The following is a 25262-nucleotide window of genomic DNA, read 5'->3' on the forward strand; positions in this document are numbered from 1 at the left end:
CGTTCACAGGCACTGTGGGCGCCGCGTCCGGCCGCGAGGAAGGCGATTGCTGCACGCCATCGCCCGGCCCCAGCGCCACAAGCTCGAACTGGGCCAATCAACGTCTGCGTCGAAAACGCCCGGCGCATCCAACAGCTCAAACCGGGACCAGTCCATCACCGCGCCTTTGCCTGCAGTTCAGGCCGGCCATTGCGCACCACGTACTGCGGGCCATTGGCATCTCGGACCACCGCTCCGTCGCGCGGCGCGGACGAGAGCGGCCGGTTCAGCTTGGCGCCGGTGCCTGCCAGCGAGCCGGGGCCAGTCCCTCCATTGGCGACGGAGCCCATGGGCTGCAGAGCCGCCTCCGCCCCAGGGCGCACACTTGGCCGCTCGGGCTGCGGGGCACTGCCGCGTTGGAAAGCCGCGACCGCATCGAAGGGCGAGCCGCTGCCCTGCTCCACCGCCACGGCGCTGGCTTCGGCCCGGTCGTTCAGGGCGAACTGCCGCTCTCCACGCGCATGCGCGTCGAGCTTGCCCGGGTCCAGGAACAGCGTGTACAGCCGCTGCAACGCCTGGGCGCCATTCTCGCGGTCGTAGGCGGCGCGCTCCAGCGTGGTGGTGGGTGGGGCAGCGCCCATGTCACCAGCGCGGTCGTAGCGGGCAAAGTCGCCCGCGGTGGGTGCCACCGCGTTCATCACGGGCATGCCAAAGCCCACGTCGGCCAGGCGCAGGCCGGCGTCTTCATCCATGGCACGCACGCGGTTGACCAGGTCCTGCCGCTGCCCAGGCGTCTGGGCGCGGGCAGCCTCCTCCATCAGGTTGAAGCCTCCGCGGCTGCCCACACCACCAGCACGCCCGGCCATGCGCTCCGCAGTCTGCTGCTCTTGCAGCTGCTGCAGGGCGCGCTGCGCCCGCAGTTTTTCTTCATCGGCAGCCATGGACGACATGCCGGCGCCCACACCCTGCAGCGTGCCGCCCAAGAGGTTGGCGAAAAAGCTCATTGCATACCCCCTTGCGCCATCTGCGCGAGATTCATCCCTCGCGGACCTGGTGCTGGTGGTGGCTGCTGGCCGCCCTGCTGCTGCAACTGCTCGGGCGATGGCATCAGCCCCTCATCCGCGTCCATGCGCATGTACTCGGCGATGGACTCCTGCATCACCTGCTGCAGGAAGGGCTCCAGCTGGTCGTCGGGCACCAGGCCGGCGTCGTTGGCGACACCCGCGATGTCCTTCACCAATTGCACCCCCGCATGCAACAGCACTGCCGGGTCCACAGGCTGGCCCGCCTTCTCCGAATCCATGGCCAGGAAGCGCAGCGTTTGCGTGCCCATGCGCACGGCAGCCTCCACAGGGTCGGCCTCCATCGCTTGGCGCCACTCCTGCGCCTGCTCGCCCATGATCTGGCGGGCGCGGCCCAGCAGCATGTCGAACTGGGCTTGCTGCTGGGCGGTGGGCTGCTGCTTGCCGCCGGTGGTGCCGGTCGTGGGATCGGCCTCAGGTGCGCCCTGCTGGGCCATTTCGTTCAGGTTCATGGTGGTAGTCCTTAGGCGACGCGAATGCCGGAGGTGCTGTGGTACTTCTTCTTGGCGAACTCCAGCTGCTCCTTTTGGGCCTTGCTGTTGGCCGCGGAGGTCAGGCCAGCACCCACGCCCTGAACGATCGCGCCCATGCCTTTCTCGCTGGTGGCCATCTTTCCGAGCCGGTCGAAGAAGCTGCCGGCCTCGGGAGCCGCTTTCGCTGCGGTGACTGCGCTCTTCGCCGCCGAGTCGAAGGCAGACATTCCTGCCTCCTTGGCCGCAGCCTGCGCGGCGGCCTTTGCCCCCGCAGCGTTGGCGCTGGTGGCTGCTGGGGCCACCGGACTGGCCGCCGGCGCGGAAGCCGCTGGAGCTGCTGCTGCGGGCCGCGAGGCGCCGGACAGGTCGGCCGTCCTGGATACCTCCGCGATCTCCTTCGTATCGGTGCCGGTAACCTGTGTTCCCTTCATCAGGTCCACACCCTGGGTAGATGTCGGAGTGGCCGCGGCAATACCCACGCCATCCGATGCGAGCTTGCCCCCCGCTGCCTGGTTGGCCAGGTTGAACGTGTTGTCAGCCATATCGAGACCGTTCGTCGCCAGGAGGGAAGATGCGTCGCTGGTACTGCTGAGCGCCGAGAAGCCATCCGACACCAATCCGCCAGCCGCATTGAACACGTTGTCAGCTGCGTCCAGACCGTTGACGGCCATGGCCGAGGAAGCATCAGTGGCCGCAGCTGCTGCATCCGCCCCGCCCCCTCCAAACCCACCATTCACTGCGCCGTACACCGCCCCGGCAATGTTCGCGATCATCACCAGGTCTTCCCCGAACACCTTGGAGGCCGCCTTGTTGATCTTGTTGTTGAGTCCTGTCACCTGAAAAGCCACGGACGCAATGGCGGTCACCGCGGTAGCAGAGATGCCGACAGCAGTGCCGATGGCCGCAGCGGCGCCGGTGTAGGACAGAAGGATGGGAACGATGATGGCCATGGATCAGCTCTCCAGTGCGGACACGTAGGCCGTGCCCATGACGCCAAAGCCGCGGCGGGCCATGACCTTGTTGAAACGGGCCGGATCGGCGATGCCGGCGTAGTCGTGCACCACCAGCTGCACCGCGCGCATGCGGGCGGCCCAGTCGCGCAGGGCGGCCAGCAGGCGCAGGCCCGAACCGTCCTCGGCGAACCACAGCAGCTCGTAGGCCGTCTGGCGGCGGTTGAAGAGGCCGGGCTGCACGATGCCGGCGATCAGGCCGTGCAACTCCCCGCCGGACTCGCTCACGAACACCGCGCCGGCCAGGCCGTGGATCACGCCCAGGAACGACGCCTGGACGTGCTCCAAGTCCACGGGCTGGTGGGCGAACTGGCTGGCCGCATGCTCACGCAGGGCCAATGCCACCAGGCCGGGCAGGTCATCGCGGGTGGCGCGGCGGATCAATTCGGACCTCCTGCTCCGCCACCTGCATCGCCGTCTGGCACTGAGGGTGCCGCTGGTGATGGTGCCGCTGTCGGAGGCGACGTCGGCATGGCAGTGAGCAGCCAGCTGTCCGGCGTGATGCCCAGGTACGAGGCCTGGTTCCCCAGACTCTTGTTGGTCATGGACACCACGCTGTCGATGGCTTCCCTCTTCTGCTCCGGCGACATGTCGCTGGTCTGGATGCGGAAGATCTTGTCAGTGCCGTCGTTGCGCAGGTTGGTGAGCGTGTTGCGGCCGTCCAGGGCCGTCTGCTGGTTGGTCTTCTTTGCATCGGCGTCGATCTGCATCTGGGTGCGCAGCACGCTGGTGTCGGGCTGCACGCTAGCTGCGCGCGATGCCGCCTCCAGCTGCGCGATCACCATCTGGTTCTGCGCCGCGAACTGGTCGCGCGCCGACTGGTAGCCGTTCTGGACGGCATCGCGCTCCAGCGTGAGCTGCTGCTGGCGGTCCAGCATCTTGTACTCGCGGTCGAACTGCTGCTGGGCCGCCCACTCGTTGGCCTGCACGTTGAAGTCGGCCATGTAGGCGTCGCGCACGAACTGGTTGTTGTCGCGCGCAAAGGTGTTGGCCGTGTTGGCGTTGAACTCGCCGGCGCGCGCATAGGTGCTGGCGTCCTGCTGGGCAATGGGCATGGCCGCGTCGTACATGGCCGCGTCGGCCGCCGTCAGGGCCATCGAGCTGTTGAGCAAGCCGCGCGTGTTGGCCGTCTGCAGCGCGCGGGCGCGGGCCTGCTGCATCAGCGGGCTGTCGTCGGCAATGATCTGCTGCAGCTGGCTGCGCACCGTCTCGTTGGGCGCCACGTCCCAGCGCGTCGCGCCCTGCAGCTGCGACAGGTTGATGCCCGTGGTGGGCGGCTTCTTCGTGCCCTTGGTCCAGCCCTTCTGGGCATCGTAGGTGTAGTCGTGGTAAGGCTTTTCGAGCCCGCCCTGCGTGCCGTAGCCGCCGATGGCCGAGTCCTCGGCCGACCAGCCGTAGATCTGGCCGAACTGCTTTTGTGTCAGGCCCATGCCGCTGGCCTGCTGCGCCGCCTCCTGGCTGGTCTTGCCCACGGACCACTGGCGCGCCGTGCCGATCTCGTCGGCGGTCAGGTCGCGCCCGCCCTCCCAGCCCGAGGACACCGGGGCCGCAGCCACGGCGGGCACGGGCGCGGGGGCTGGCGTGGATGCCGAGGTGTAGGCGCCTGCATCGGGCGTGCTGCCCCAGGCTTGGCGGGCCAGGTTGAACTGGTCCTGCGTCACGCCGAAGTTCTTGGCGCCGGAGTCGAAGATATCGGCATCGCTCATGCCGCCGGCCTTGGCGCTGTTGTAGGCCGTGGTGATCTGGTCTTGCGTGTATCCCGCCATGGTCAATATCCTTTGCTGCGGTCGGTGGTGCCGCGCTGCTGCGCCTGCAGGGCAATGCGGCCGGGCAGGGCAAGCAGGGCCTGCAGCTCCTGGATGGCGGCCTGCGCGGCGCGTATCTCGGTGTCGCTGGAACGCACGGTGGTGCACACCGTGGTCAGCTCGGCAATGCGCTCGGCCGCGTAGACCTCCACACCGCGCCAGACGGCCGTGGCGGGGTTGATCTGCTCCATCCAGCTCATGTGAAATTTCCTCCGGTCATATCCCCCTCCCGTTCATGGCGGCGAACTGCATCTCGGCGTTCAGCATCTGCGCGCGGTTGTCGCGGTCGGCCTGGCGGTCGGCCAGCACGGCGCGGGTCTTTTGCACCTCGAAGGCCTGGCGGCGCTGCACCTCGGCCTGACCGGTGCGCTCGCGTGCGGCGCTGCGTGCGGCGTCCAGCGCCATGCGCTGCTGCGCCAGCTCGCGCTGGGCCAGGCTTTCCTCGCGGCGCAGCTGCAGGCGGGCCTTTTCCAGCTCGCCCTCCATGGCGGCCTGCTCGCGCTGCTGGGCCACACGGTCGGCGCCGGGGTCGCCCTTACCGCCCTGGCCCGGGGGCTGCTGCGCCTCGGCCTGCTGCATGCGGGCGATCTCCTGCTCGGTGGGCAGCACGCGGTCGGGGTCGAGCTTGAAGGCGCGCGCAAACTCGCGCATCAGCCGCATCTGGTTGCTCGGCGGCAGGCCCATGGCCTGCGCCGTCTGCATGAAGGCCTGCAGTCGCTGCGCCTGGCCCTCCAGCTCCACCAGCGCGGCAATGCCCAGCGCGCGCACGCGGCTGTCGCCCTTGATCTCGGCCTTCTCGCTGTACTGCATGTTCCAGTCGAAGAAGCGCGTGATCAGCGGCGTGACGATGTCATCGTCCCAGTTGCGCACCGCGCGGCGCACCCACAGGTTGGCCGCGTTGTAGGCAATGCTCGCACCCGTGGCGCTCTGCATGTAGTTAGGCGCTTCGGTGCCCTGCAAAAAGGCCGGCAGCGTGCCCACCTCTTCGATCAGCTGCTTGCTCATGCCGAAGATGGCCTGCAGCTCCTGCAAGCGCGCATCGATGGCGATGAACTGGATGCCCTGGCGCGCGTCCGAGCCCGGGCGCTTGTTGCGCCAGAACTTGCCCGGCGCCATGCGCCAGGAGCCATCCACCGGCTCGATGGCCTGGTCGTCCACCACCACCTGGGGCAGCACGCACAGGCCCATGTTGTCGTGCATGGCACGGAACGCGCTGTTGGCGCTCTCCTGGTTGTCGCGCACCTCATACGGCATGCCAAAGCCGAAGATGCTGGCCTCGTCCATCTGCCAGGTGAACACGCTGTAGGGGTGCTCGTTGCTGTCGAGCGGGTTCAGCGCCGCCTTGAGCACCTCACCCTGGCTGCCGAACCAGACCACGCCGGTGTAGGTCTTCAGGGGGTCGTCCTCCACCGCGCAACCGCAGTCGGCCAGGTCCTGCGCGCTGATGGGGCCGTGGTACTCCCACACCTCGTAGCGCCGGTCCTTGGCGCCGCTGGCGCCGCTGATGGCGCGCAGCCGCTCGCGGTGGTTGTGGGTGGGCGTGGTCGGTTCGGCGCCCAGCATGCGGCGCAGCGCGTCGGCGTCCACATCGGGCATGTCCTGCAGGTCGGCCGCCTCCTGGCGCGTGAGGTAGTGGCGCTCGAACACGAACTCCGCCTCGCGGATGTGCGTGCTGCTCATGTCGGGAAAGAAGTTCCAGATGTCCACGCGCGATGCCTGCGGCAGCGGCTTGCGCGTGAGGCCCATCACATACGCCCCATCGCCCTGCTGCGCCCAGCGCTTGGTGGTGCGGAACATGGGCACCGGGCCCTTGATGACGCCCGTGCCATACAGCACCGCATCGTGGATCACGTCGCGCGCATGGCGCGGGTAGCTGCATTCGGCCAGCTGGTCGTCGATCTCGCGCTGCATGGCATCGCAGCGCTTGGTGGCCTCGTCCAGCATCTGGCCGATGGCCTGCTGGATGCCGCCGGCCGTGAGCATCTGCCCCTCGGGCGACTGCATGGGCGTGTCGGGTGGCAGTTGCCCGGCCAGGCCCAGGGCCTCGTCCAGGTCGGGCACGGGCGTGGGCTCGATCACATAGCTGCGCTCCTCGCTGGGGAACAGCATGTCGAACAGCCGCGCCTCCACCAGCCCGCACAGCCTGCGGGTCAGGGGCACGAAGACCCGGCTGCCGTACTCGCCCTCGTCGCCGAACATGCCCGGGTCGTACTGCCCGTTGAACTGGCGCACGTCCTTGTACCAGCGCTCCTCGGTCACCTGGCGCTGCTGCACCTGCTCCTGCGCCAGGGTGAGCAGCCGCCGGCCCAGCGCACCCACGCGCACGGCGCGGGCCTCGGCCTCGCGCCGTTGCTGCGCGGCATCGGCCTGGCTCGCCTCGGCCAACAGGGCCACCACTTCGTCGACCCCCATGGCACCGCTCGCAACCAGGGCGGTGATGTCGTCGGCGGCTTGATCGGGCAGGCCCTCTGCGAGGTCCTGGGGTAGTGGATAAGGCGGTGGATTGCGCATGCCTGCAGTGTTGCGGGCCGCCAACGGGCCGACAACGCGCGGCATATATGCAGGGCTGCACGCAGCCCGGCGCCTGCGTGCGCAACGGGCAGTGCGGCAAGCACCCTGCCGCTTTTTTTGTTGACCCCCCCGGATCTTTCACTTACTTTCAGGCGTTGCCCCAAAATGGGGATTTTCCAGGTGTGATGCAGACCCTTGCCTAGCCCTGCTGCCCGTGGCCGTTCAATCCGGCATTTCTGCATCCGAATTTCATGGCCAATACAACCCGCGCTCCCCACTACCATTTCATCACAGGGCTGCCTCGGGCCGGTTCCACATTGCTGTCAGCGCTACTGCTGCAAAACCCGCGGTTCCACGCCGGAATGACCAGCCCGGTCGGCGCACTGTATTCCGGCATGCTGCATCAGTTTGGCGCAGGCACCGAGTTCGGGCCCATCATCACCAAGGAAGAACGTCGGCGCCTGGTGCGGGGGCTGTTCGACTCCTACTATGCGGAGCATGCCGACAAGGCGGTGGTGTTCGATACCAACCGCATGTGGACAGCACACATGCCCATGCTGATGGACCAGTTCCCGGGGTCCAAGCTCATTGCCTGCGTGCGCAACGTGGCCTGGGTCATGGACAGCATCGAGCGGCAGTATGCGGCCGACCCGTATGAGATCACCCGCCTGTTCAATGACGACAACGAGCGCGCCACCATCTACAGCCGCGTTGATACCCTGGCCCAGCGCAACCGCATGGTGGGCTATCCATGGACGGCGCTCAAGGAGGCCTTCTACGGGGAGCACGGCGCCTCGCTGCTGCTGGTGGACTACGACCTGCTGGCCCAGGCTCCGCAAAAGGTGATCCCGCTGATCTACCAGTTCATCGGTGCCGAACCGTTCGAGCACGATTTTCAGAACGTGCGCTACGACGCACCCGATTTCGATGTGCCTCTGGGCATGCGCGGGCTGCACAAGGTGCGCCAGGTGGTGGGTTTCCAATCCCGCAAAACCATCTTGCCGCCCGACCTGTTCCAGCAATACGCCAAGCTGTCTTTCTGGATCGACGCCGCGGGCAGCAAAGCCAACGTGATCACCGCCAAACTGGCCCCCGAGGCCACCGGAGCCCAAGCATGAACCCGAGCGCCCTGAATTCCCCTGCAGCCGATTCCACGCTGCCCCCCCTGCAGGTGGTGTTTGTGGACTCCACCTTGCCGCAATGGCGTGAACTGCTCAAGGATGTCCCTGCGGGAGCCGAAGTGGTGGTTCTGGATGCGTCGAAAAACGGCGTGGGGCAGATGGCGGAGTACCTCAAGGACAAGGCCAACGTCGGCTCCGTGCACATCCTCTCCCACGGGGGAGATGGCTATCTGCTGCTGGGCAACACCATGCTGTCGTCGCACAACATCGACGACTACCAGGGCAAGCTGGCCGACATCAGCCATGCCCTCGCCCCTGGCGGCGACATCTTCCTGTATGGCTGCGATGTAGCCCAAAGCGCAACGGGGGTGGAGTTCGTCAACCAGCTGTCACAGCTTACCGGGGCCGACGTGGCGGCGTCCACCAACGGTACCGGTGCGAGCGGCGACTGGGTGCTGGAGTACCGCAGCGGAGAAGTCGCACAACCGTCCCTGTCGGCAGACAGCTACCAGTTCGACCTGGCCACCATCAAGGTGACCAATCTCAACGACAGCGGTGCTGGCTCTCTGCGGGCAGCGGTGGTGGCTGCCACGGGCAACGGCGCCGCAGACACCATCGTGTTCGATCCGGCGCTGTTCGCCAGCGGCATGGCCACCATCACGCTGACTACAGGTGCCCTGGATGTGCATGGCACCTCCAATGCCGATGCGTTCACCATCGTGGGGCCAGGCGAGGGCCTGTTGACCATCAGCGGCAACAACGCATCGCGTATTTTCGTGGCTGACAGCGCCTCCACCACTGCAAACACCTCGGCGCTTTCGATCTCGGGCATGACGCTGACCAATGCCAACAATACAGGCAATGCGCGCGACGCCTATGGCGGTGGCGCCGTGTTTTCCTACTACTCCGGGGCGCTCACTCTCGACCATGTGCGCGTCACGGGGAGCACCTCGGTGGGTAACGGCGGTGGTGTGGGATTTTCCGATGGAGCCGCCAACGTTTCCATCACCAACTCGACCATCTCAGGCAATACAGCGACAGGGAGTAGCGCCTACGGCGGCGGGTTCTCCGGGTTCGCTGGCAGTTTTTCCATTGATGGCAGCACCTTTTCCGGCAACTCCAGCCATAGAGGAGGCGGTGGCGCCCATATCTCGACGAATGGGGGCACATTCAACATCGTCAACACGACGGTTGCCAACAACAGCAGCAACCCCGCGGGCAGCAATACCATTGCGGGTGGCGGCCTGCTGATCATGGGAAGTACCGGGTCTGTGGTCAATTCGACCATCACGGGCAACCAGGTCAATGCCCCGGGCCTTGCAACCGTTTTTGATGGCGGAGGCATTGCCACCAACAATTCCACCATCACGTTCAAAAACACCCTGGTGGCCAACAACGCCAGCGCAACGAACGTCGCAGCCAATCAGAACCTGGTGCTGGGCCAGAACACCCAGGCCATCGGCAGCAACAACCTGATCACGAGCGTTGGCACCTACAGCAGTGCCACCAACTCGATGACGGGCACCATCACCACGCTGGGCACTGCGCTGGGATCGCTGTCGTACAACGGTGGTGCCGTGCAGACCATCGCGCTGGCCAGCGGAAGCAACGCCATATCGGCCGGCACCTCCACCGGCGCGCCCGTGCTGGACGCGCGCGGCTTCGGCCGTGGCGGCACCACGGACATTGGCGCGTTCGAGTTCAGCGAAAACGATGTCTTCAGTTTCACGGGGGTGGTGTCTCCGGCCAAGGGAGTCATCGACGTGCCGGTGGGGTACGACTTGCTGATCGAGTTTGGCAAGGGCGTGTCGGCCGTCGCAGCCAAGAACATCACCATCTACCGCCAGTCCGACAATGCGGTCCTGGAGACCATTGCGGCCAATGACAGCAGCAAGGTCACATTCAGCAGTGGCACGGGTGGCGCGAACAGCAAGGTCACCATCAACCCAACCGCCAATCTTGCCGGGCTGACTGCGTACTACGTGCTGATTGACAGCGGAGCATTCCAGGACGGTTCAGGCAACACCTTCAACGGCATCGCCAGCAACAGTGCCTGGACTTTCACGTCAGCGGCGTCTCCTGGTCCTGTCGTCACGGGCGTGACCTCCAGCACCGCCAACGGCACCTACAAGGTGGGCGACCAGATTTCCGTCCAGATTGCTTTCGACGCAGCGGTGACCGTCGTCGGCGCGCCCCAGCTCACCCTGGAGACGGGTACCACCGACCGGGTGGTCAGCTACGCCTCTGGCAGCGGCACCAATACCCTGACCTTCATCTACACCGTGCAGGCCGGCGATACCACCGGCGACCTGGACTACACCACCGCGACCGCGCTGGTGCTCAACGGCGGTACCATCCGCGATGCCGCCACCAACAACGCCATACTGATACTGCCCGCTCCTGCGGCTGCAGGCTCCCTGGGGGCCAACAAGGCCATCGTCATCGACGGCGTGGCCCCCACGGTAAGCGGCGTGTCGTCGAGCACCGCCAACGGTACCTACAAGGCGGGCGACACCGTTTCCATCCAGGTCACCTACAGCGAGAACGTCACCGTCACCGGAACGCCCCAGCTCACGCTGGAGACCGGCACCACGGACCAGGTGGTCACCTACGCTTCAGGCACCGGCACCAACACCCTGACCTTCACCTACACCGTGCAGGCCGGCGACACGGCTGCCGACCTGGACTACGTCTCGACCAGCGCACTGGCGCTCAATGGCGGCACCATACGCGATGCAGCCGGCAACAATGCCACGCTGACGCTGGCCACGCCAGGCACCGCCAACTCGCTGGGCGCCAACAAGGCCATCGCCATCGACACGGCCGCCCCCACCATCACCGGCGTCAGCTCCAGCACCGCCAACGGCACCTACAAGGTGGGCGACACCATCAGCGTGCAGGTCAATTTCAGCGAAGCCATTACCGTCACGGGCATGCCCCAGCTTACGCTGGAGACGGGCACCACGGACCAGGTGGTCAACTACGCATCGGGCAGCGGCACCAGCACGCTGACCTTCACCTACACCGTGCAGGCCGGCGACACCACTGCCGACCTGGACTACTTGGCCACCAGCGCCCTGGCGCTCAACGGCGGCACCCTGCGCGATGCGGCGGGCAACAATGCCACGCTGACGCTGGCCGCCCCAGGCGCCACCAACTCGCTGGGAGCCAACAAGAACATCGTGATCGACGGCGTGGCCCCTTCGCTCACGGCCGACACGGTGCCTGCCAACGCCACCTATGTTCTCGGCCAGAGCCTGGACTTCACGGTGACTTATGACCAGGCCGTGACCGTCAACACCGGCGGGGGCACACCGTACATCGCCCTCACGCTGGACACCGGAGGCGCTGTGCAGGCCGCCTATGTGTCGGGCTCCGGCACCGACACCCTGACCTTCCGCTACACCGTGGCCGCGGGCAACCAGGACACCAATGGCATCGCTGCAGCCTCCGCCATCACCCTGAACGGCGGCACCGTGCGCGATGCCGCCGGCAACAACGCGGCCACCACCGGTATCACCTTCGCCAGCACCGCCGGTGTGCTGGTGGATGCGGCCGCACCCACGGTCAACAGCATCACCCGCGTGGGCAGCGCCAGCACCAACGCCACCAGCGTGGACTACACCGTCACCTTCAGCGAATCGGTGACGGGGGTAGACACCAGTGACTTCACCGTGACAGGCGTCGGCGCAACGGGTACCGTGTCCGGCATCAGCGGCTCCGGCAGCACCTACACCGTGACGGTCAACGGCATCACCGGTGCCGGCACCCTGCGACTGGACCTCAACAACGCGGGCACGGGCATCGTCGACGGGCCAGGCAATGCGATTGCAACGGGCTACACCTCGGGCCAGATCTACACCATCGACACTGTCGCCCCCCCGCCCCCCTCCACACCCGACATGGTCGCCGGCAGCGACCTGGGCTTCTCCAATACGGACGACCTCACCAGCAACAACAGCCCCCTCATCTCGGGCACCGCCGAGGCGAACAGCAACGTCACCCTCTACGACACCGATGGCACGACGGCACTGGGCAACGCGTCCGCCGATGGCGCCGGCAACTGGTCCATCACCAGCACCGCGCTGACCCCGGGCGCGCACACCCTCACGACCAAGGCCACGGATGCGGCCGGCAATACCGGCACGGCCTCCAGCGGGCTGCTCGTCACCATCGACACCACAGCCCCCACGCTGGCCATCACCAGCAATGTCCCCACCCTCAAGATCGGTGAGACGGCCACCATCACCTTCACCTTCAGCGAAGACCCCGGCGCCACCTTCACCTGGAATGGGGCCGCGGGCGACGTGGTGGTCAGCGGCGGCACCTTGGGCGCCATCTCCGGTTCTGGCCTGACCCGTTCCGCCACGTTTACGCCCACGGCCGGCACCAACGGTGGCACTGCCAGCATCACGGTGGCCGCTGGCACCTACACCGATGCCGCAGGCAACAATGGCGGTGCCGGCCTGACGCCTGCGCTGACCTTCGACACCCAGGCCCCTGCCGCCCCCTCGGCCCCCGATCTGGTGGCAGGCAGCGATTCGGGCACCTTGTCCACGGATGACCTGACCCGCGTGACCACACCCACCCTCACCGGCACGGCCGAGGCGAACAGTTCCGTCACGCTGTACGACACCGATGGCGTGACGGTGCTGGGCACCATTGCCGCCGATGGCGCGGGCAATTGGTCCATCGCCAGCACAACCTTGTCGGAGGGCGCGCACACCCTGACCACCAAGGCCACGGATACGGCAGGCAATGTGAGCGTGGCTTCGGCGGGGCTGGTCGTGACCATCGACACCACGGCCCCTGCGGCCTCGTCCCCGCCCAACCTGGATGCCGCCAGCGATACCGGCGCCTCCAGCACCGACAACATCACCAGCGCCACCGCCCCCACCTTCTCCGGCACGGCCGGGCTGAACGCGGACGTGACCCTGTACGACACCGATGGCACCACGGTGCTGGGCAGCACCACCGCCGATGGCGCGGGCAACTGGTCCATCACCAGCATTGCCATGGCATCAGGCACCCACACCCTGACCACCAAGGCCTCGGACGCGGCGGGCAATTCGAGCGCGGCCTCCCTCAGCCTGTCGGTCACCATCGATCCCACGGCGCCAGCCTTTGCCTCGGCCACGGTCAATGGCAACCAGCTGGTGCTGACTTATGCCGACGCGGGCACGCTCGATGCGGTCAATGCCGCCGTGCCCGGGGCCTTTACCGTGATGGTGGGGGCCACGCCCAATGTGGTCACGGCGGCTGTGGTGAATGCCGCGGCAAAGACCGTGACACTGACCCTGACCACGGCCGTGACCAATGGCCAGGTGGTGACGGTGGCCTATGCCGACCCCAGCGGGGCCAATGACACCAACGCCATCCAGGACGCGGCCGGCAACGATGCCGCGACACTGGTAGCCACGGCGGTGACCAACACCACCTCGGCACCCGATCCAGGCCCCGGCAGGCCGCCTGCCACCCCCATCGACGGCGTGCCCGTCACCACCGAGCCCGGCCCCGGTGGCTCCACCATCATCACCATCCCGGTGGTGGTGCCCACCCGGCCCGATACCCCCGGCACTCCCTCGCCCCTGGCCGACATCCCCCTGGTCACCTCGCCGAGCGGTACCCCCATCGTCTCGGTCGGTGTGCCCGCCGGGGTCGGGTTGCAGGCCGAGGGCCTGACCACCACGACCATGGGCTCTGCCGCCCTGGCCGAACTCGGGTTCCGCATCGAGCGCATTGCCGGCGACAACCCCGAGCTGACCAATGCCGGCCAGGTGTTCTATGCCACGCTGGCACCCAACGAGCCCCTGTCCGTGCAGATCTTGAAGCCCACCATCGGTGCCGGGTATGACGGCTCACAGCCCCTGGTGATCAATGGCAGCTCCAACCCGGCCGATGGCAAGCAGGCGGTGATCGTGGATGCGCGTGCCTTGCCCGCGGGCACGGTGATCCAGGTGGACAACATCGAGTTCATCGCCGTGGTGGGTGCCGTGCGCATCATCGGCGGCGTGGGCCAGAACGCGGCCAGCGGTGACGGTGCAGCCCAGTGGATCGTGCTGGGCCCCGATGACGACATCATCCACGGCGGCGGCGGCAACGATGTGGTGGGCAGCGAGGCCGGCGATGACCAGGTGTATGGCGATGCGGGCGACGACATCGTGTTCGGAGGGGCGGGCAATGACCTGCTCTCCGGCGGCACAGGCAGCGATCGCCTGAACGGCGGAACGGGCTTCGATGTGGCGATCCAAGAGGGGACGCGCAGCGACTACACCGTGACCCTCGAAGGCGCAGGCATCAAGCTCACGCACACCGCCTCAGGTGTCTCGGACTGGCTGGTCGATGTGGAGCAGGTGCGCTTTGCCACGGGCCCAAGCCTCACGGTGGCGCACAGCGCGGCCGAGGAAGCGGCAGCCCATCTGTTCCAGAAGTGGCTGGGCCGCGGCCTCACACAGGGTGAAGGTGCCATCGTCCAGACCCTGGCCGGCCAGAGCGCCGAGCAGGTGGCCACCCTGTTCGCCCAGGTGTTCCCCACCCAGACGGCGGGCAAGACGGCTGCGCAATTGCTGGAAGGCATGGCCAGTGCGGACGCCATCCGCGTGGATGCAGTGCGCGAAGTCACGGTGACCGGCGATACCGGAAACAACACCATCAGCCCGACGCTGGGCTTGGCGCGGTATGTGGACGGAGGTGCAGGGGCAGATACCGTAGTGATCCCGGCCACCCTGGGCCAGACCCATGTGCAGCACAACAGCAACGGCAGCTATACCCTGCAGCGCATGACCGATGGGGCCATGCTGGATGTGACGCGGGTGGAGCGTGTCAGCTTCAGCGATACCAGGCTGGCGCTGGACCTCAATGGCAATGCAGGCCAGGCGGCCAAGCTGCTGGGGGCCCTGGCCGGGCCCGGCATGCTAGCCAACAAGGGCGTGGTGGGCGAGGTGATCCGCCTGCTCGATGCAGGCGCCACCAGCCAGACCATTGCGGGCCTGGGACTGCAGTTGCTGGGGGCGAGCACCCCCACGCAGGTCGCGCAGACCCTGTGGACCAATGTGGTGGGCCGTGCGGGCACGGACAGCGAGCTCAAGATCCTCACCGACATCCTGGCCGGCGGGGTCTCTGCGGCCGAGCTGGTGGTGCTGGCGGCCAACCTGGAGGCCAATGCGGTGCGCATTGACCTGGTGGGGCTCACGGCCAAGGGCTTGGAGTTCGCCTGACGGCAAAGGGGATCGATTTCGCCTGAGGGCGAGGGGATCGAGCTCGCCCGGCCATGGCGCCGCAGAGCAATAAACACTTCGTTTGCCGCTTACTTTCTGGTAAAAATGGACTGTCGCGGCCGATCACGCCCTGGGTTTCTCCAGCCCAGGCCGTAGTGCTGCGTCCCCGAGCCGAACGCCCGCGTGGGTATCCGGTCCCCCATGGAGGTCTGCTGCCGCAGGTATCCGATCTCCTGGCCGCCAGAACGAGGATGCAATCAGCATGGCCTACCCTTTAGACCTTCCCCACCCCACAGATGCGCACAGCCCCGTGCAGGTGGTCTTCATCTTCAACGACCTGCACGATGCGACGGCGCTGGCCACAGCCGCGCCCGAAGGCGCCGAGGTCGTGGTGCTCGATGGCATGCGTGACGGTCTGGCACAGATGGCCGGGCACCTGCAGGGGCGCAGCGGCATCGACGCTGTGCATGTCCTCTCCCACGGCAGCCCTGGCCGCCTGCACTGGGGTACCACCGTGCTGGACGCCGGCAACGCCCCCGAGCATGCCGACCTGCTACGCGCCATCGGCGGCGCACTCGCAGACGATGGTGACGTGCTGCTCTACGGGTGCCACTCTGGCGCGGGCAAGCAAGGGGCCGCATTGCTGCGCACGCTGTCCGACCTGTTCGGGGCCAACGTGGCTGCGTCCACCAACCTCACCGGCTCGTCGCACCTGGGCGGTGACTGGGTGCTCGGGCGGCACCACGGCACTGTCCACACCCCTGTGCTGGTGGGGCCAGCCTCCTATGCCGCGGTGCTGGCCGTGCCCACGGACGAAAACTACGATACCAATTCCGGCGCCAGCTTTTCTGCTGCCACGTTCACGCTGGACGGCATCAAGTACACCATCACGGGCACCGGCAGCTACACCAACGCCGTTTCCAACAGCAGCGCCACATCGCCGCTCGGCAACGATGGCGCAGACTACTTTCTGCGCTTCGACCAGGCGAGCGCTTCCGGGATTTCCAGCATCAAGGTGGAGGCTGCCGATGGCAGCGCATTCCGGCTGAACAACCTGAGTTTCGGTGCAACGGCGGATGCCAATGTCACCATCACCCCCAATGGAGGCGCGGCCCTGACCTACGCCAGCAATGGCACGCCCCTTGTTCAGCAGGGCGTGAATACGTCGGGCAATACCAACTTTCAAAGCATCACCAGTTTCACCATCGCCGGGGCGAACCTCTCCCTGGCCCTCGATGACCTGGATTTCGAACCTGCGGTCACGACGCCCGCCATCACCAGCGCCACCTACAACGCATCGACCGGGGTTCTCTCCGTCACCGGCATCAACCTCACCAACGGCGGCAGCGTCGATGTCAGCAAGCTCACCCTCGCCGGCCAGGGCGGCAGCTACACACTGACCAGCGGCAACGTCAACGCCAGCAGCACCACGGCCTTCGCGGTCACCCTCAACGCGACGGACAAGCTCAACCTCAACGGCCTGCTCAACAACAACGGCACGGCGGCCGTGGATGCCAGCACCTACAACCTGGCTGCAGCCGCAGGCTGGCAGTCCGGGGCTTCCGCCGACACCACCGGCAACGCCGTCACCGTCTCCAGCGTCACCGCCCCCACCATCACCAGCGCCACGTACGACGCCGAGACCCATGTCCTCACCGTCACCGGCGCCAACCTGGTCAAGACCAACGGGGCTACCAACGACGTCACGGTCAACAAGCTGACCCTCACCGGCGATGGTGGTGCCACCCGCGTCCTGTCCACCACGGACAACGTCGAGGTCACTTCGGCCACCAGCTTTTCCGTGACACTCTCGGGTGCCGACATCGTCGCGGTAGCGGGGCTGCTCAACAAGAATGGCACGACCTCCAGCGGAGGCGCCACCTACAACCTGGCCGTGGCCGATGACTGGAACAGCGTGGTCACGGGCGGCGACATCGCCGACCTCACCGGCAATGGCATCACCGTCTCCAAGGTGGCCGTGCCCACGGTCACCAGCGCCACCTACGATGCGGACACCGGGCTGCTGGTGGTCACGGGCACCGGGCTGCTGGGCAAGGGCGGGGCGGCCAACGATATCGTGGCCTCCAAGCTGACCTTCACCGGCAAGGCCCGCGGCACCTACACGCTGACCGATACCGCCAACGTGGAGATCACCAGCACCACCAGCTTCAGTGTGGCGCTGAGCCCCACCGACAGGATGGCGGTGACCCTGCTGCTGGACAAGGCAGGCAACAGCTCCAGCGACAACACCACCTACAACATCGCGTTTGCCGAGGACTGGAGCGCCGGTGCCGATGCCGCCCTGGTGATCGCTGATCTCACGGGCAATGCCATCATGGTCGGGGGCACGCCGCCTGTATCGACCACCGTGGATGGAACACCGGTCATCATCAGCACGGCGGCTGACGGCACCATCACCACGGCCGTCCCCGTGGTCACCAGCAACCGAACCGATACACCCGGCACAGCCACCCCGCTGGCCGACATCCCCCTCGTCAAGGCCGCCGATGGCCATGCCATCGTGTCCGTCAGCGTACCCACGGGCCTGGGCTTCACGGCCGAGGGGAAAACCAGCGGCGCCACGGGCGCGGCCGCGCAGGCCGAGCTCGGGCGGCGCGTCGATTCCGCGGCAGGCACCAACTCCGAGCTGGCCCCCCAGGTCAAGGCCTTCCTGGACACCCTGGGCGTCAACGAATCGCTGGTGGTGCAGACCATCAAGCCCACCACCGGCACAGGTTTCAACCCCAACGTGCCACTGGTGATCAGCGGCAGCGCCGCGGCGGGTGACGGCAAGCAGGCCATCGTCATCGACGCCCGGGCCCTGCCCGCCGACACCGTCATCCAGGTGGACAACGTGGCATTCGTCGCCATCGTCGGTGCCGTGCGCCTCATCGGCGGTGCAGGCCAGAACATGGCCAGCGGCGATGGTGCTGCCCAGTGGATCGTGCTCGGCCCGGGCAACGACACCATCCACGGCGGTGGCGGCAACGACGTGGTGGGCAGCGAGGCGGGCGACGACCAGGTGAATGGCGATGCCGGCGACGACATCGTGTTCGGCGGTGCGGGCAACGACCTGCTCTCCGGCGGCACCGGCAGCGACAAGCTCAATGGCGGCACGGGCTTCGACGTAGCCATCCAGGAGGGGGCGCGCGCGGACTACACCGTGACCCTGGACGGAGCGGGCATCAAGCTGACCCATACGCCTTCGGGCGTGTCCGACTGGCTCGTGGATGTGGAGCAGGTGCGCTTTGCGGCGGGCCCGAGCCTCACCGTGGCGCACAGTGCGGCCGAGGAGGCTGCCGCCTTCCTGTACCAGAAGTGGCTGGGGCGCGATCTCACGCAAGGCGAGGGCGCCATCATCCAGCCCTTCGCCAGCACATCGGCGCTGGAAGTGGCAACCTTGTTTGCCCAGTTCTTCCCGCAGCAAAGCGCGGGCAAGACGCCGACGCAGCTGCTGGAGGGCATGAGCACCGCAGGCAACATACGCGTGGATGCCATCCGCGAGATCAGCGTCACGGGCAATGCGGGCAACAACACCATCAGCCCCACGCTGGGCCTGGCGCGGTTTGTGGATGGAGGGGCAGGCACCGACACCGTCGTCATCCCGGCCACGCTGGCACAGACCCATGTGCAGCAAAACGCCAATGGATCGTTCACCCTGCAACGCACGACCGATGGGGCCATGCTCGATATGACGCGGGTCGAGCGCCTCACCTTCAGCGACACCAAGCTGGCGCTGGACCTCGGCGGCAACGCCGGCCAGGCCGCCAAGCTGCTGGGGGCCCTGGGCGGCCCGGCGCTGGTGAACAACAAGGCGGCGGTGGGCGAGGTGATCCGCCTGCTGGACGCAGGCGCCACCAGCCAGACCATCGCGGGCATCGGGCTGCAGCTGCTGGGCGCGCAGACGCCGGCCCAGGTGGCGCAGCTGCTGTGGACCAACGTGGTGGGCCGCTCCGGCACGCAGGCCGAGCTCAAGCCGCTGGTGGACCTGATGGCCAGCGGGGTCTCGTTCAACGAGGTGGTGGTGCTGGCCGCCAACCTGGATGCCACGGCTGTGCGCATCGACCTGGTGGGGCTGGCCAGCGAGGGGATCGAGTTCTCCTGAGGCCGCGCCTTGCGCAGGCAGGCATGCCTGGCCTGGCTCAGGCGCCGGATTTGCGCGGCGCACTGGCGGCGCCCTGCGTGGCGGGCGGCAGCAAGGCCACGGCGTTGCCCGGCGAGCGGCCCACTGCGTTGAAGCGCGACTGGTAGCCCCGCACCAGCTGCAGCAGCTGCGGGCAGGACTCCCGCTCCGGGCCGCACGGCGCGGCCCAGCCGCCCACGGCCCAGTTGCAGCCACTGGCATCGCGTTCAGGCAACGCGATGAGGCGGGGCTCCACCACGCCGAATGTTGGCTGCTGCAGCAGCACCTCCTGCGCAATCAGCGATCGGAGTTGTTCAAAGGTCTTCAGCTGGCGGTTCATGAGCTGGCCGTGTCGGTGGGACGAAGCCGCCATTGTCGAAAATCCGCCCCACCATTGTCAAAATCACCAATCAATTGTTCATAGACAATTCTTTTTGACAAGGTGCGGCGCAACTGCTGCCAGCGCCCGCGCCATCCAGTGCTCCCCATGGCCTGCGAGGCCAGCCCCTGGTGCGCCTGCCAATCCGGGCGGCGGCAAGAGGCACCGCCGCCACGCGCAGCTGCCTGCGCCCACACGGCAGCTCGGCAGCCCGACGCCTCCCCCGTCTCCTCCCTGCCGCCCTCACCCCGTCGCCCCATGCGCGCACCCGGATAGCCCCGGTGGCGGCAAGCATCAACTCCATTTTCATTGTCTATATACAACCAATAGTCTTATTTGACAATTTTTACCAGGATACCGAGACTGCATGCACCGCCACACAGAGCCCATGCAGCCATGAACCGACTTACCGACACCACGAGCTACGCCGATGCACAGAGCCACTTTTCGAGCGAGCGGCTGTGGGACCTTTTTGATGGAGACCGCCAGTCCTTCAACATCGCCCATGAGTGCGTGGACCGCCATGCGGGCCAGGGCCGCGATGCAGTGATCGTCTGCCGCGCGGACGGCATGGACGAGAAGATCAGCTTCGACGAGCTGTCACGCGATTCCTCGCGCTTCGCCCACTTCCTGGAGGCCCGAGGTGTGGGCCGGGGCGACCGCGTGGCCATCATGCTGGAGCCCTCGCGCGAGTTCTACACGGCCATGTTCGGCGTGATCAAGTGCGGCGCCATCGCCGTGCCGCTGTTCACCCTGTTCGGGCCCGACGGCGTGCGCCTGCGGGTGGGTGATTGCCAACCCGCCCTGCTGGTCACCAACGAGGACAAGCGCGACGTGGTCGCCGGCCTGGGCAGCACGCCGTTCGAGGTGTTCAACGGGGGGCTGTGGCAGCGGCTGGCCGCCCTGCCCGGGCAGTACCATGCCCGCTCGGCCCCTGAAGACCTGGCGGTGTTCCAGTACACCTCGGGCACCACGCGCGAGCTGCCCGAAGCCGTCAGGCACACCCACAAGGCCCTGGTCACGCTGATGGTGGCAGCGCTCTACGGCACGGGCCTGCGCCCGGGCGACCGCTTCATGTGCCCGTCGTCGCCTGCCTGGGGCCACGGGCTGTGGCATGGCACGCTGGCCCCGCTGGCGCTGGGCCTCACGGTGGGCAGCTACAGCGGCCGCTTCAACCCCGAGCGGCTGCTGCAGGCGCTGTCGACCCACCGCTTCACCAACATGTCGGCCGCCGCCACCCACTACCGCATGGTGAAGAACTGCGGCAAGGCGGCCGGGTACAGCTACCACTTCGAGAAGCTGTCCTTCACCGGCGAGCCCATCGACGACGACACGGCCGACTTCGTGCAGCAGCAGTTCGGCCTGCCGGTGTGCAGCATGTACGGCACCACCGAGATCGGCGTGGTGCTGGCCAGCTACCCCGGCGCGGCGGACTTCCCGGTCAAGCGCGGCTCGCTGGGCAAGGCCGTGCCCGGCACCGTGGTCGAAGTGCACGACGCCGAAGGCCAGGTCTGCCCGCCCGGCGTGACCGGCCAGCTCATGGTGCTGCGCCGCGGCCTGTGGGTGCCCACCAAGGACCTGGGCCGCACCGACGAGGACGGCTACTTCTACCACGGTGGTCGCGCCGACGACGTGATCATCTCCGCCGGCTGGACCATGAGCGCGGTGGAGATCGAGAACGTGATCCTGATGCACGAGGACGTGCTCGAAGCCGCCGTCATCGGCGTGCCCGACGCCATCCGGGGCCAGGTGGTCAAGGCCTTCGTGGTCTCGGACCGCGCGCACAGCGAGGCCTTCATCCAGGAGGTGCAGAACCTGGTGCGCACCAAGCTCAGCCAGCACGAATACCCGCGCCACATCGCCTTCGTGCCGGAGCTGCCCAAGACCCCCGCCGGCAAGGTGCACCGCAAGGTGCTGCGCGAACGCGAGGCGCTGGCCTGCGCCTGAGCAGCGCCGCGCCCATCGTCCTCCCCACCCGCTTTCACAAGTCAGTCCGTCAGCAAGTCAGTCCTTTACTCATCGATTCATCAACCACCACAAGGAGACTCCACCCATGTCAGCACGCCCCCAGCAACGCAGCTTTCCCAAGATCACCGACAGCGGCCTCGACGATCTGCGCGAACGCATCGGTGTCAAGATCGGCCAGACCGCCGAGCCCTGGTGCCACGAGGCCACGCGCGACAACATCCGCCACTACGCGCACGGCATCGGCGACGACAACCCGCTGTGGTGCGACCCCGACTACGCGGCCAAGACGCACTACGGCGGCATCGTCGCCCTGCCCAGCTTCCTGTTCGCCACCAGCCGCATCGTCTCGGGCTATGTGGGCGGGCTGCCGGGCGTGCACGCCATGTGGTCCGGTGCCGACTGGACCTGGCACAAGCCGGTGCGCCGCAACGACGTGATCTCCACCGAGGCCTCGCTCAAGGACCTGGTCGAGCACCAGACCCGCTTTGCCGGCCGCGCCATCCAGCAGATCTACCACGTGGACTTCTTCAACCAGAGCGGCGACAAGGTGGCCGAGGCCGACAGCTGGTGCTTTCGCACCGAGCGCGACCACGCCCGCGAGCAGGGCAGCAAGTACCAGAACGTGCGCGAGCGCGGCCCGCGCCAGTACACCGACGAGGAGCTGGGCGAGGCCTACAAGCTCTACCGCGACGAGGAAGTACGCGGCGCCACGCCACGCTACTGGGAGGACGTGAACGTGGGTGACGAGCTGCCCACCATGTTCAAGGGCCCGATGACGGTCACCGGCTTCATCGCCTACGCCCAGGGCTGGGGCGGCCTGTACATCCGCGCCAACAAGCTGGCCTGGAAGCTCATCGACGCGCACCCGGGCGTGGGCATCAAGAACCGCTTCGGCATCCCCGACGTGCCAGAGCGCGTGCACTGGGAAGAGGACTTCGCCCTGGAGGTCGGCGCCCCCGGTGCCTACGACTACGGCCCCGAGCGTACCTCCTGGCTCACCCACCACCTGACCAACTGGATGGGCGACGCCGGCTTCCTGCACAAGGCCAGCTGCAAGATCCGCCGCCACAACCCCGAGGGCGACATGCTCTTCATCAAGGGCAAGGTCACGCGCAAGTTCCAGGAGAACGGCCAGCACCTGGTGGAGATCGAGCAGCAGGCGCACAACCAGGACGGCGAACTCTCCGTGCTGGGTGGCGGCGTGGTCGTGCTGCCCAGCCGCGGATGAACCCCAGCGCCATGCAAGGCTTCAGCGGCGCCACGGCGCTCCAGGGCCTGCGCGTCGTGGACCTCACGCGCGTGCTGGCAGGCCCGCTGTGCACCCAGATGCTGGCGGACAACGGCGCCCTGGTGGTCAAGATCGAGCCGCCGGGCGGCGACGAGACCCGCCACCTGGGCCCGCCCTACGACGCCATGGGCCACAGCGCCTACTTCGCCGCGCTGAACCGCGGCAAGAAGGCGCTCGGCCTGGACCTCAGCCAGCCCGAGGCGCAGGAGGTACTGCACCGCCTGCTGGCCGATGCCGACGTGCTGGTCGAGAACTTCCTGCCCGGCACCATGGAGAAGTGGGGCCTGGGCTATGAAGCCGTGCTGGCCGCGCGCTACCCGCGCCTGGTCTACTGCGCCATCTCGGGCTTCGGCCGCGACGGCCCGCTGGGCGGATTACCGGGCTACGACGCCGTGCTGCAGGCGCAGTGCGGGCTGATGAGCATCAACGGCGAGTCGGCCAGCGGCGCCACGCGCATGGGCATTCCCATCGTGGACCACCTCACCGGCTACGTCGCGCTCACCGGCATCCTCATGGCGCTGTGCAGCCGGCACGGCAGCGGCAAGGGGCAGCGCGTGGAGGCCACGCTGTACGACACCGCGCTCAGCCTGCTGCTGCCGCATGCGTCGAACTGGTTCGCCTCGCACCAGGCGCCGGGCCTACTGGGCAGCGCGCACCCCAACATCGCGCCCTACGACAAGTTCCAGGCGCGCGATGGCCACGTGTTCATCGGCATCCTCAACGACAGCCAGTTCCGCCGCTTCGGCCAGCACCTCGGACAACCCGGGCTGCCCGAGGACCCGCGCTTTCGCACCAATGCCGACCGCCTGGCCAACCGCCAGGCGCTCAAGGCCGTGATCGAGGCGGCCATCGCCGCATCGGACTGCGGCCCGCTGTGCGAAGCGCTGATGCGCGTGGGCGTGCCCGCCGGCGTGGTGAACGACGTGCCCCAGGCCCTGGCCCAGGCCCACTGCGCGCACCGCCAGATGGTGATCCGGCAGGGGCCGTTCACCGCGCTGCGCACCCCGGCACGCCTGTACGGCACCCCGGCGTCGCCGGGCACGCCGCCACCGCGCTTTGGCCAGCATGCCGACGAGGTGCTGGCCGGGCTCGGATTCGACGAAAACCAACGCAGGGACTTCTACACCCGGGGCATTGCCCGTACCCTTCCCTTGTGATCTGCAGACCAAAAAAACCAGGAGACAAGCATGCGATCCATCGCTGCCACCATTGTTGTGACTGCGGCCAGCCTGCTGTGCCCGTGCGCCCCTTCGGCGCAGGCACAGGCACAGCCCCCCTATCCCACCAAGCCCATCCGGATCATCGTCGCCTACGCCGCCGGCCAGGGCACGGACGTCGCCACCCGCTACCTGGGTGAGCAGCTCGGGCGCGAGCTGGGCCAGCCCATCGTGGTGGAGAACAAGGCCGGCGCGGGCGGCATCCTCGGCACCGAGCTGGCGGCCCAGGCCGCGGGCGACGGCTACACCCTGACCATGGGCACCAACGCCACCCATGTGCTCAACCAGTTCCTCTATGCCAAGATGCCCTTCGACCCCGAGAAGGACTTCGAGCCCATCGCCATGGTGGGCACCTTCCCCATGGTGCTCGCCGCCGGTGCCGCCACCCCGTACCGCACCATCGGCGACGTGCTGGAGGCGGTCAAGCGCACGCCCGGCTCGGCCGACATCGCCATGCCCAGCACCTCGGCCCGCCTGGTGCTCGAGTTCCTCAAGGAACGCTCGGGCGCCCCGCTCTTCGGCATCCCGTACAAGGGCTCGGGCAGCGCGATGACCGACGTGCTCGGCGGACAGTTGTCCGTGACCATCGACACCCCGCTCGCACTGCGCCCCCACCTCGCAGCCGGCAAGCTGCGCGCCCTGGGCGTCACCTCGGCCACCGCCAGCAACCTGGCACCTGGCGTCAAGCCCGTCGCCGAGCAGGGCCAGGCAGGCTTCGAGTTCGTCGCCTGGAACGCGCTGTACGCCCCCAAGGGCACGCCAGCGGACATCACGCGCACGCTCAATGCGGCCGTCAACAAGGTCCTGGCCAGGCCCGAGGTGCGCCAGCGGCTGCTGGACCTGGGGTTCGAGCCGGCCGGGGGGAGCGCGGCTTATCTGGGGGTCTTTGCCAGGAAGGAGCGGCAGCGGTGGGCGCCGATCATCAAGGCGGCGGGGATCAGGGCGGATCAGTGATCTGTGGTTTTTAATTTGTGGGGCCGTGCTGCTGTGCTTATTGGATGGCGTGCTTTGGTTGAGGGCGGAGGCCGGGTCTCGGCCCGGCGGCCGAGGTACCTTTCTTTGCGTCGCCAAAGAAACGTACCCCAAAGA

At 67.4% G+C, this 25262-nt stretch carries 15 protein-coding genes; 7 read left to right on the forward strand and 8 right to left on the reverse strand.

Features of this window, described 5'->3' with window-relative positions:
- Positions 1-155 precede the first annotated feature (155 nt).
- Genes AC07PF_RS26570 through AC07PF_RS26600 form a run of 7 tightly spaced genes read right to left on the reverse strand, consistent with a single transcriptional unit; the run spans position 156 to position 6860 of the window.
- On the reverse strand, positions 156-983 hold the full coding sequence (locus AC07PF_RS26570; RefSeq protein WP_494613879.1) for a hypothetical protein: 828 nt from the start codon (positions 981-983) through the stop codon (positions 156-158).
- Positions 980-1513 carry a hypothetical protein gene (locus AC07PF_RS26575; RefSeq protein WP_494609423.1) on the reverse strand — a complete coding sequence of 178 codons (534 nt, stop codon included), beginning with the start codon at positions 1511-1513 and terminating at the stop codon, positions 980-982. The genes AC07PF_RS26570 and AC07PF_RS26575 overlap by 4 nt, the downstream gene beginning before the upstream one ends.
- Before the next feature lie 11 nt (positions 1514-1524).
- Positions 1525-2484, reverse strand: coding sequence for a hypothetical protein (locus AC07PF_RS26580; protein ID WP_007858421.1), 960 nt, complete (start codon positions 2482-2484; stop codon positions 1525-1527).
- A gap of 3 nt (positions 2485-2487) precedes the next feature.
- Positions 2488-2928, reverse strand: coding sequence for a GNAT family N-acetyltransferase (locus tag AC07PF_RS26585; protein ID WP_494613880.1), 441 nt, complete (start codon positions 2926-2928; stop codon positions 2488-2490).
- The gene (locus tag AC07PF_RS26590; protein WP_494613881.1) at positions 2925-4310 is read right to left on the reverse strand and encodes a hypothetical protein; all 1386 of its coding nucleotides are present in this window, start codon (positions 4308-4310) and stop codon (positions 2925-2927) included. Before AC07PF_RS26590 ends, AC07PF_RS26585 begins: the two co-directional genes overlap by 4 nt.
- Positions 4311-4312: 2 nt before the next feature.
- On the reverse strand, positions 4313-4549 hold the full coding sequence (locus tag AC07PF_RS26595) for a hypothetical protein (RefSeq protein ID WP_494613882.1): 237 nt from the start codon (positions 4547-4549) through the stop codon (positions 4313-4315).
- 16 nt (positions 4550-4565) lie between these two features.
- Positions 4566-6860, reverse strand: coding sequence for a portal protein (locus tag AC07PF_RS26600; RefSeq protein ID WP_494613883.1), 2295 nt, complete (start codon positions 6858-6860; stop codon positions 4566-4568).
- A gap of 251 nt (positions 6861-7111) precedes the next feature.
- Here AC07PF_RS26600 and AC07PF_RS26605 point away from each other — a divergent pair, with 251 nt between their 5' ends.
- The 3 genes from AC07PF_RS26605 to AC07PF_RS26615 all read left to right on the forward strand — a co-directional run bounded on the left by AC07PF_RS26605 (position 7112) and on the right by AC07PF_RS26615 (position 19303).
- A complete protein-coding gene (locus AC07PF_RS26605) occupies positions 7112-7978 on the forward strand; it encodes a sulfotransferase (RefSeq protein ID WP_494613884.1) in 867 nt (288 codons plus the stop codon).
- Positions 7975-15198, forward strand: coding sequence for an Ig-like domain-containing protein (locus tag AC07PF_RS26610; protein ID WP_494613885.1), 7224 nt, complete (start codon positions 7975-7977; stop codon positions 15196-15198). Before AC07PF_RS26605 ends, AC07PF_RS26610 begins: the two co-directional genes overlap by 4 nt.
- 262 nt (positions 15199-15460) lie before the next feature.
- Positions 15461-19303 carry a DUF4347 domain-containing protein gene (locus AC07PF_RS26615; RefSeq protein ID WP_494613886.1) on the forward strand — a complete coding sequence of 1281 codons (3843 nt, stop codon included), beginning with the start codon at positions 15461-15463 and terminating at the stop codon, positions 19301-19303.
- A gap of 37 nt (positions 19304-19340) precedes the next feature.
- On the opposite strand, the gene AC07PF_RS26620 is transcribed toward AC07PF_RS26615, so the two are convergent.
- On the reverse strand, positions 19341-19661 hold the full coding sequence (locus AC07PF_RS26620) for a hypothetical protein (protein ID WP_145698137.1): 321 nt from the start codon (positions 19659-19661) through the stop codon (positions 19341-19343).
- Positions 19662-20096: 435 nt separating this feature from the next.
- On the opposite strand from AC07PF_RS26620, the gene AC07PF_RS26625 reads away from it, so the two are divergent.
- From AC07PF_RS26625 to AC07PF_RS26640, 4 genes are all read left to right on the forward strand, one after another.
- Positions 20097-21647, forward strand: a complete 1551-nt coding sequence (locus AC07PF_RS26625; RefSeq protein WP_494613887.1) for an acetate--CoA ligase — start codon at positions 20097-20099, stop codon at positions 21645-21647.
- Between the two features lie 106 nt (positions 21648-21753).
- Positions 21754-22896, forward strand: coding sequence for an FAS1-like dehydratase domain-containing protein (locus AC07PF_RS26630; protein ID WP_145698139.1), 1143 nt, complete (start codon positions 21754-21756; stop codon positions 22894-22896).
- 11 nt (positions 22897-22907) lie between these two features.
- Positions 22908-24113 carry a CaiB/BaiF CoA transferase family protein gene (locus AC07PF_RS26635; protein ID WP_035206394.1) on the forward strand — a complete coding sequence of 402 codons (1206 nt, stop codon included), beginning with the start codon at positions 22908-22910 and terminating at the stop codon, positions 24111-24113.
- Between the two features lie 30 nt (positions 24114-24143).
- Positions 24144-25127 carry a Bug family tripartite tricarboxylate transporter substrate binding protein gene (locus AC07PF_RS26640; protein ID WP_494613888.1) on the forward strand — a complete coding sequence of 328 codons (984 nt, stop codon included), beginning with the start codon at positions 24144-24146 and terminating at the stop codon, positions 25125-25127.
- The last annotated feature ends 135 nt before the right edge of the window (positions 25128-25262 follow it).

Source organism: Acidovorax sp. GW821-FHT10A04 (assembly GCF_059415825.1).

Coding starts and splice junctions, on each gene's coding strand:
- AC07PF_RS26575 (WP_494609423.1), bottom strand. CDS start 1,513: ATGAACCTGAACGAAATGGCCCAGCAGGGCGCACCTGAGGCCGATCCC.
- AC07PF_RS26570 (WP_494613879.1), bottom strand. CDS start 983: ATGAGCTTTTTCGCCAACCTCTTGGGCGGCACGCTGCAGGGTGTGGGC.
- AC07PF_RS26610 (WP_494613885.1), top strand. CDS start 7,975: ATGAACCCGAGCGCCCTGAATTCCCCTGCAGCCGATTCCACGCTGCCC.
- AC07PF_RS26600 (WP_494613883.1), bottom strand. CDS start 6,860: ATGCGCAATCCACCGCCTTATCCACTACCCCAGGACCTCGCAGAGGGC.
- AC07PF_RS26620 (WP_145698137.1), bottom strand. CDS start 19,661: ATGAACCGCCAGCTGAAGACCTTTGAACAACTCCGATCGCTGATTGCG.
- AC07PF_RS26615 (WP_494613886.1), top strand. CDS start 15,461: ATGGCCTACCCTTTAGACCTTCCCCACCCCACAGATGCGCACAGCCCC.
- AC07PF_RS26605 (WP_494613884.1), top strand. CDS start 7,112: ATGGCCAATACAACCCGCGCTCCCCACTACCATTTCATCACAGGGCTG.
- AC07PF_RS26625 (WP_494613887.1), top strand. CDS start 20,097: ATGAACCGACTTACCGACACCACGAGCTACGCCGATGCACAGAGCCAC.
- AC07PF_RS26580 (WP_007858421.1), bottom strand. CDS start 2,484: ATGGCCATCATCGTTCCCATCCTTCTGTCCTACACCGGCGCCGCTGCG.
- AC07PF_RS26595 (WP_494613882.1), bottom strand. CDS start 4,549: ATGAGCTGGATGGAGCAGATCAACCCCGCCACGGCCGTCTGGCGCGGT.
- AC07PF_RS26640 (WP_494613888.1), top strand. CDS start 24,144: ATGCGATCCATCGCTGCCACCATTGTTGTGACTGCGGCCAGCCTGCTG.
- AC07PF_RS26590 (WP_494613881.1), bottom strand. CDS start 4,310: ATGGCGGGATACACGCAAGACCAGATCACCACGGCCTACAACAGCGCC.
- AC07PF_RS26635 (WP_035206394.1), top strand. CDS start 22,908: ATGCAAGGCTTCAGCGGCGCCACGGCGCTCCAGGGCCTGCGCGTCGTG.
- AC07PF_RS26630 (WP_145698139.1), top strand. CDS start 21,754: ATGTCAGCACGCCCCCAGCAACGCAGCTTTCCCAAGATCACCGACAGC.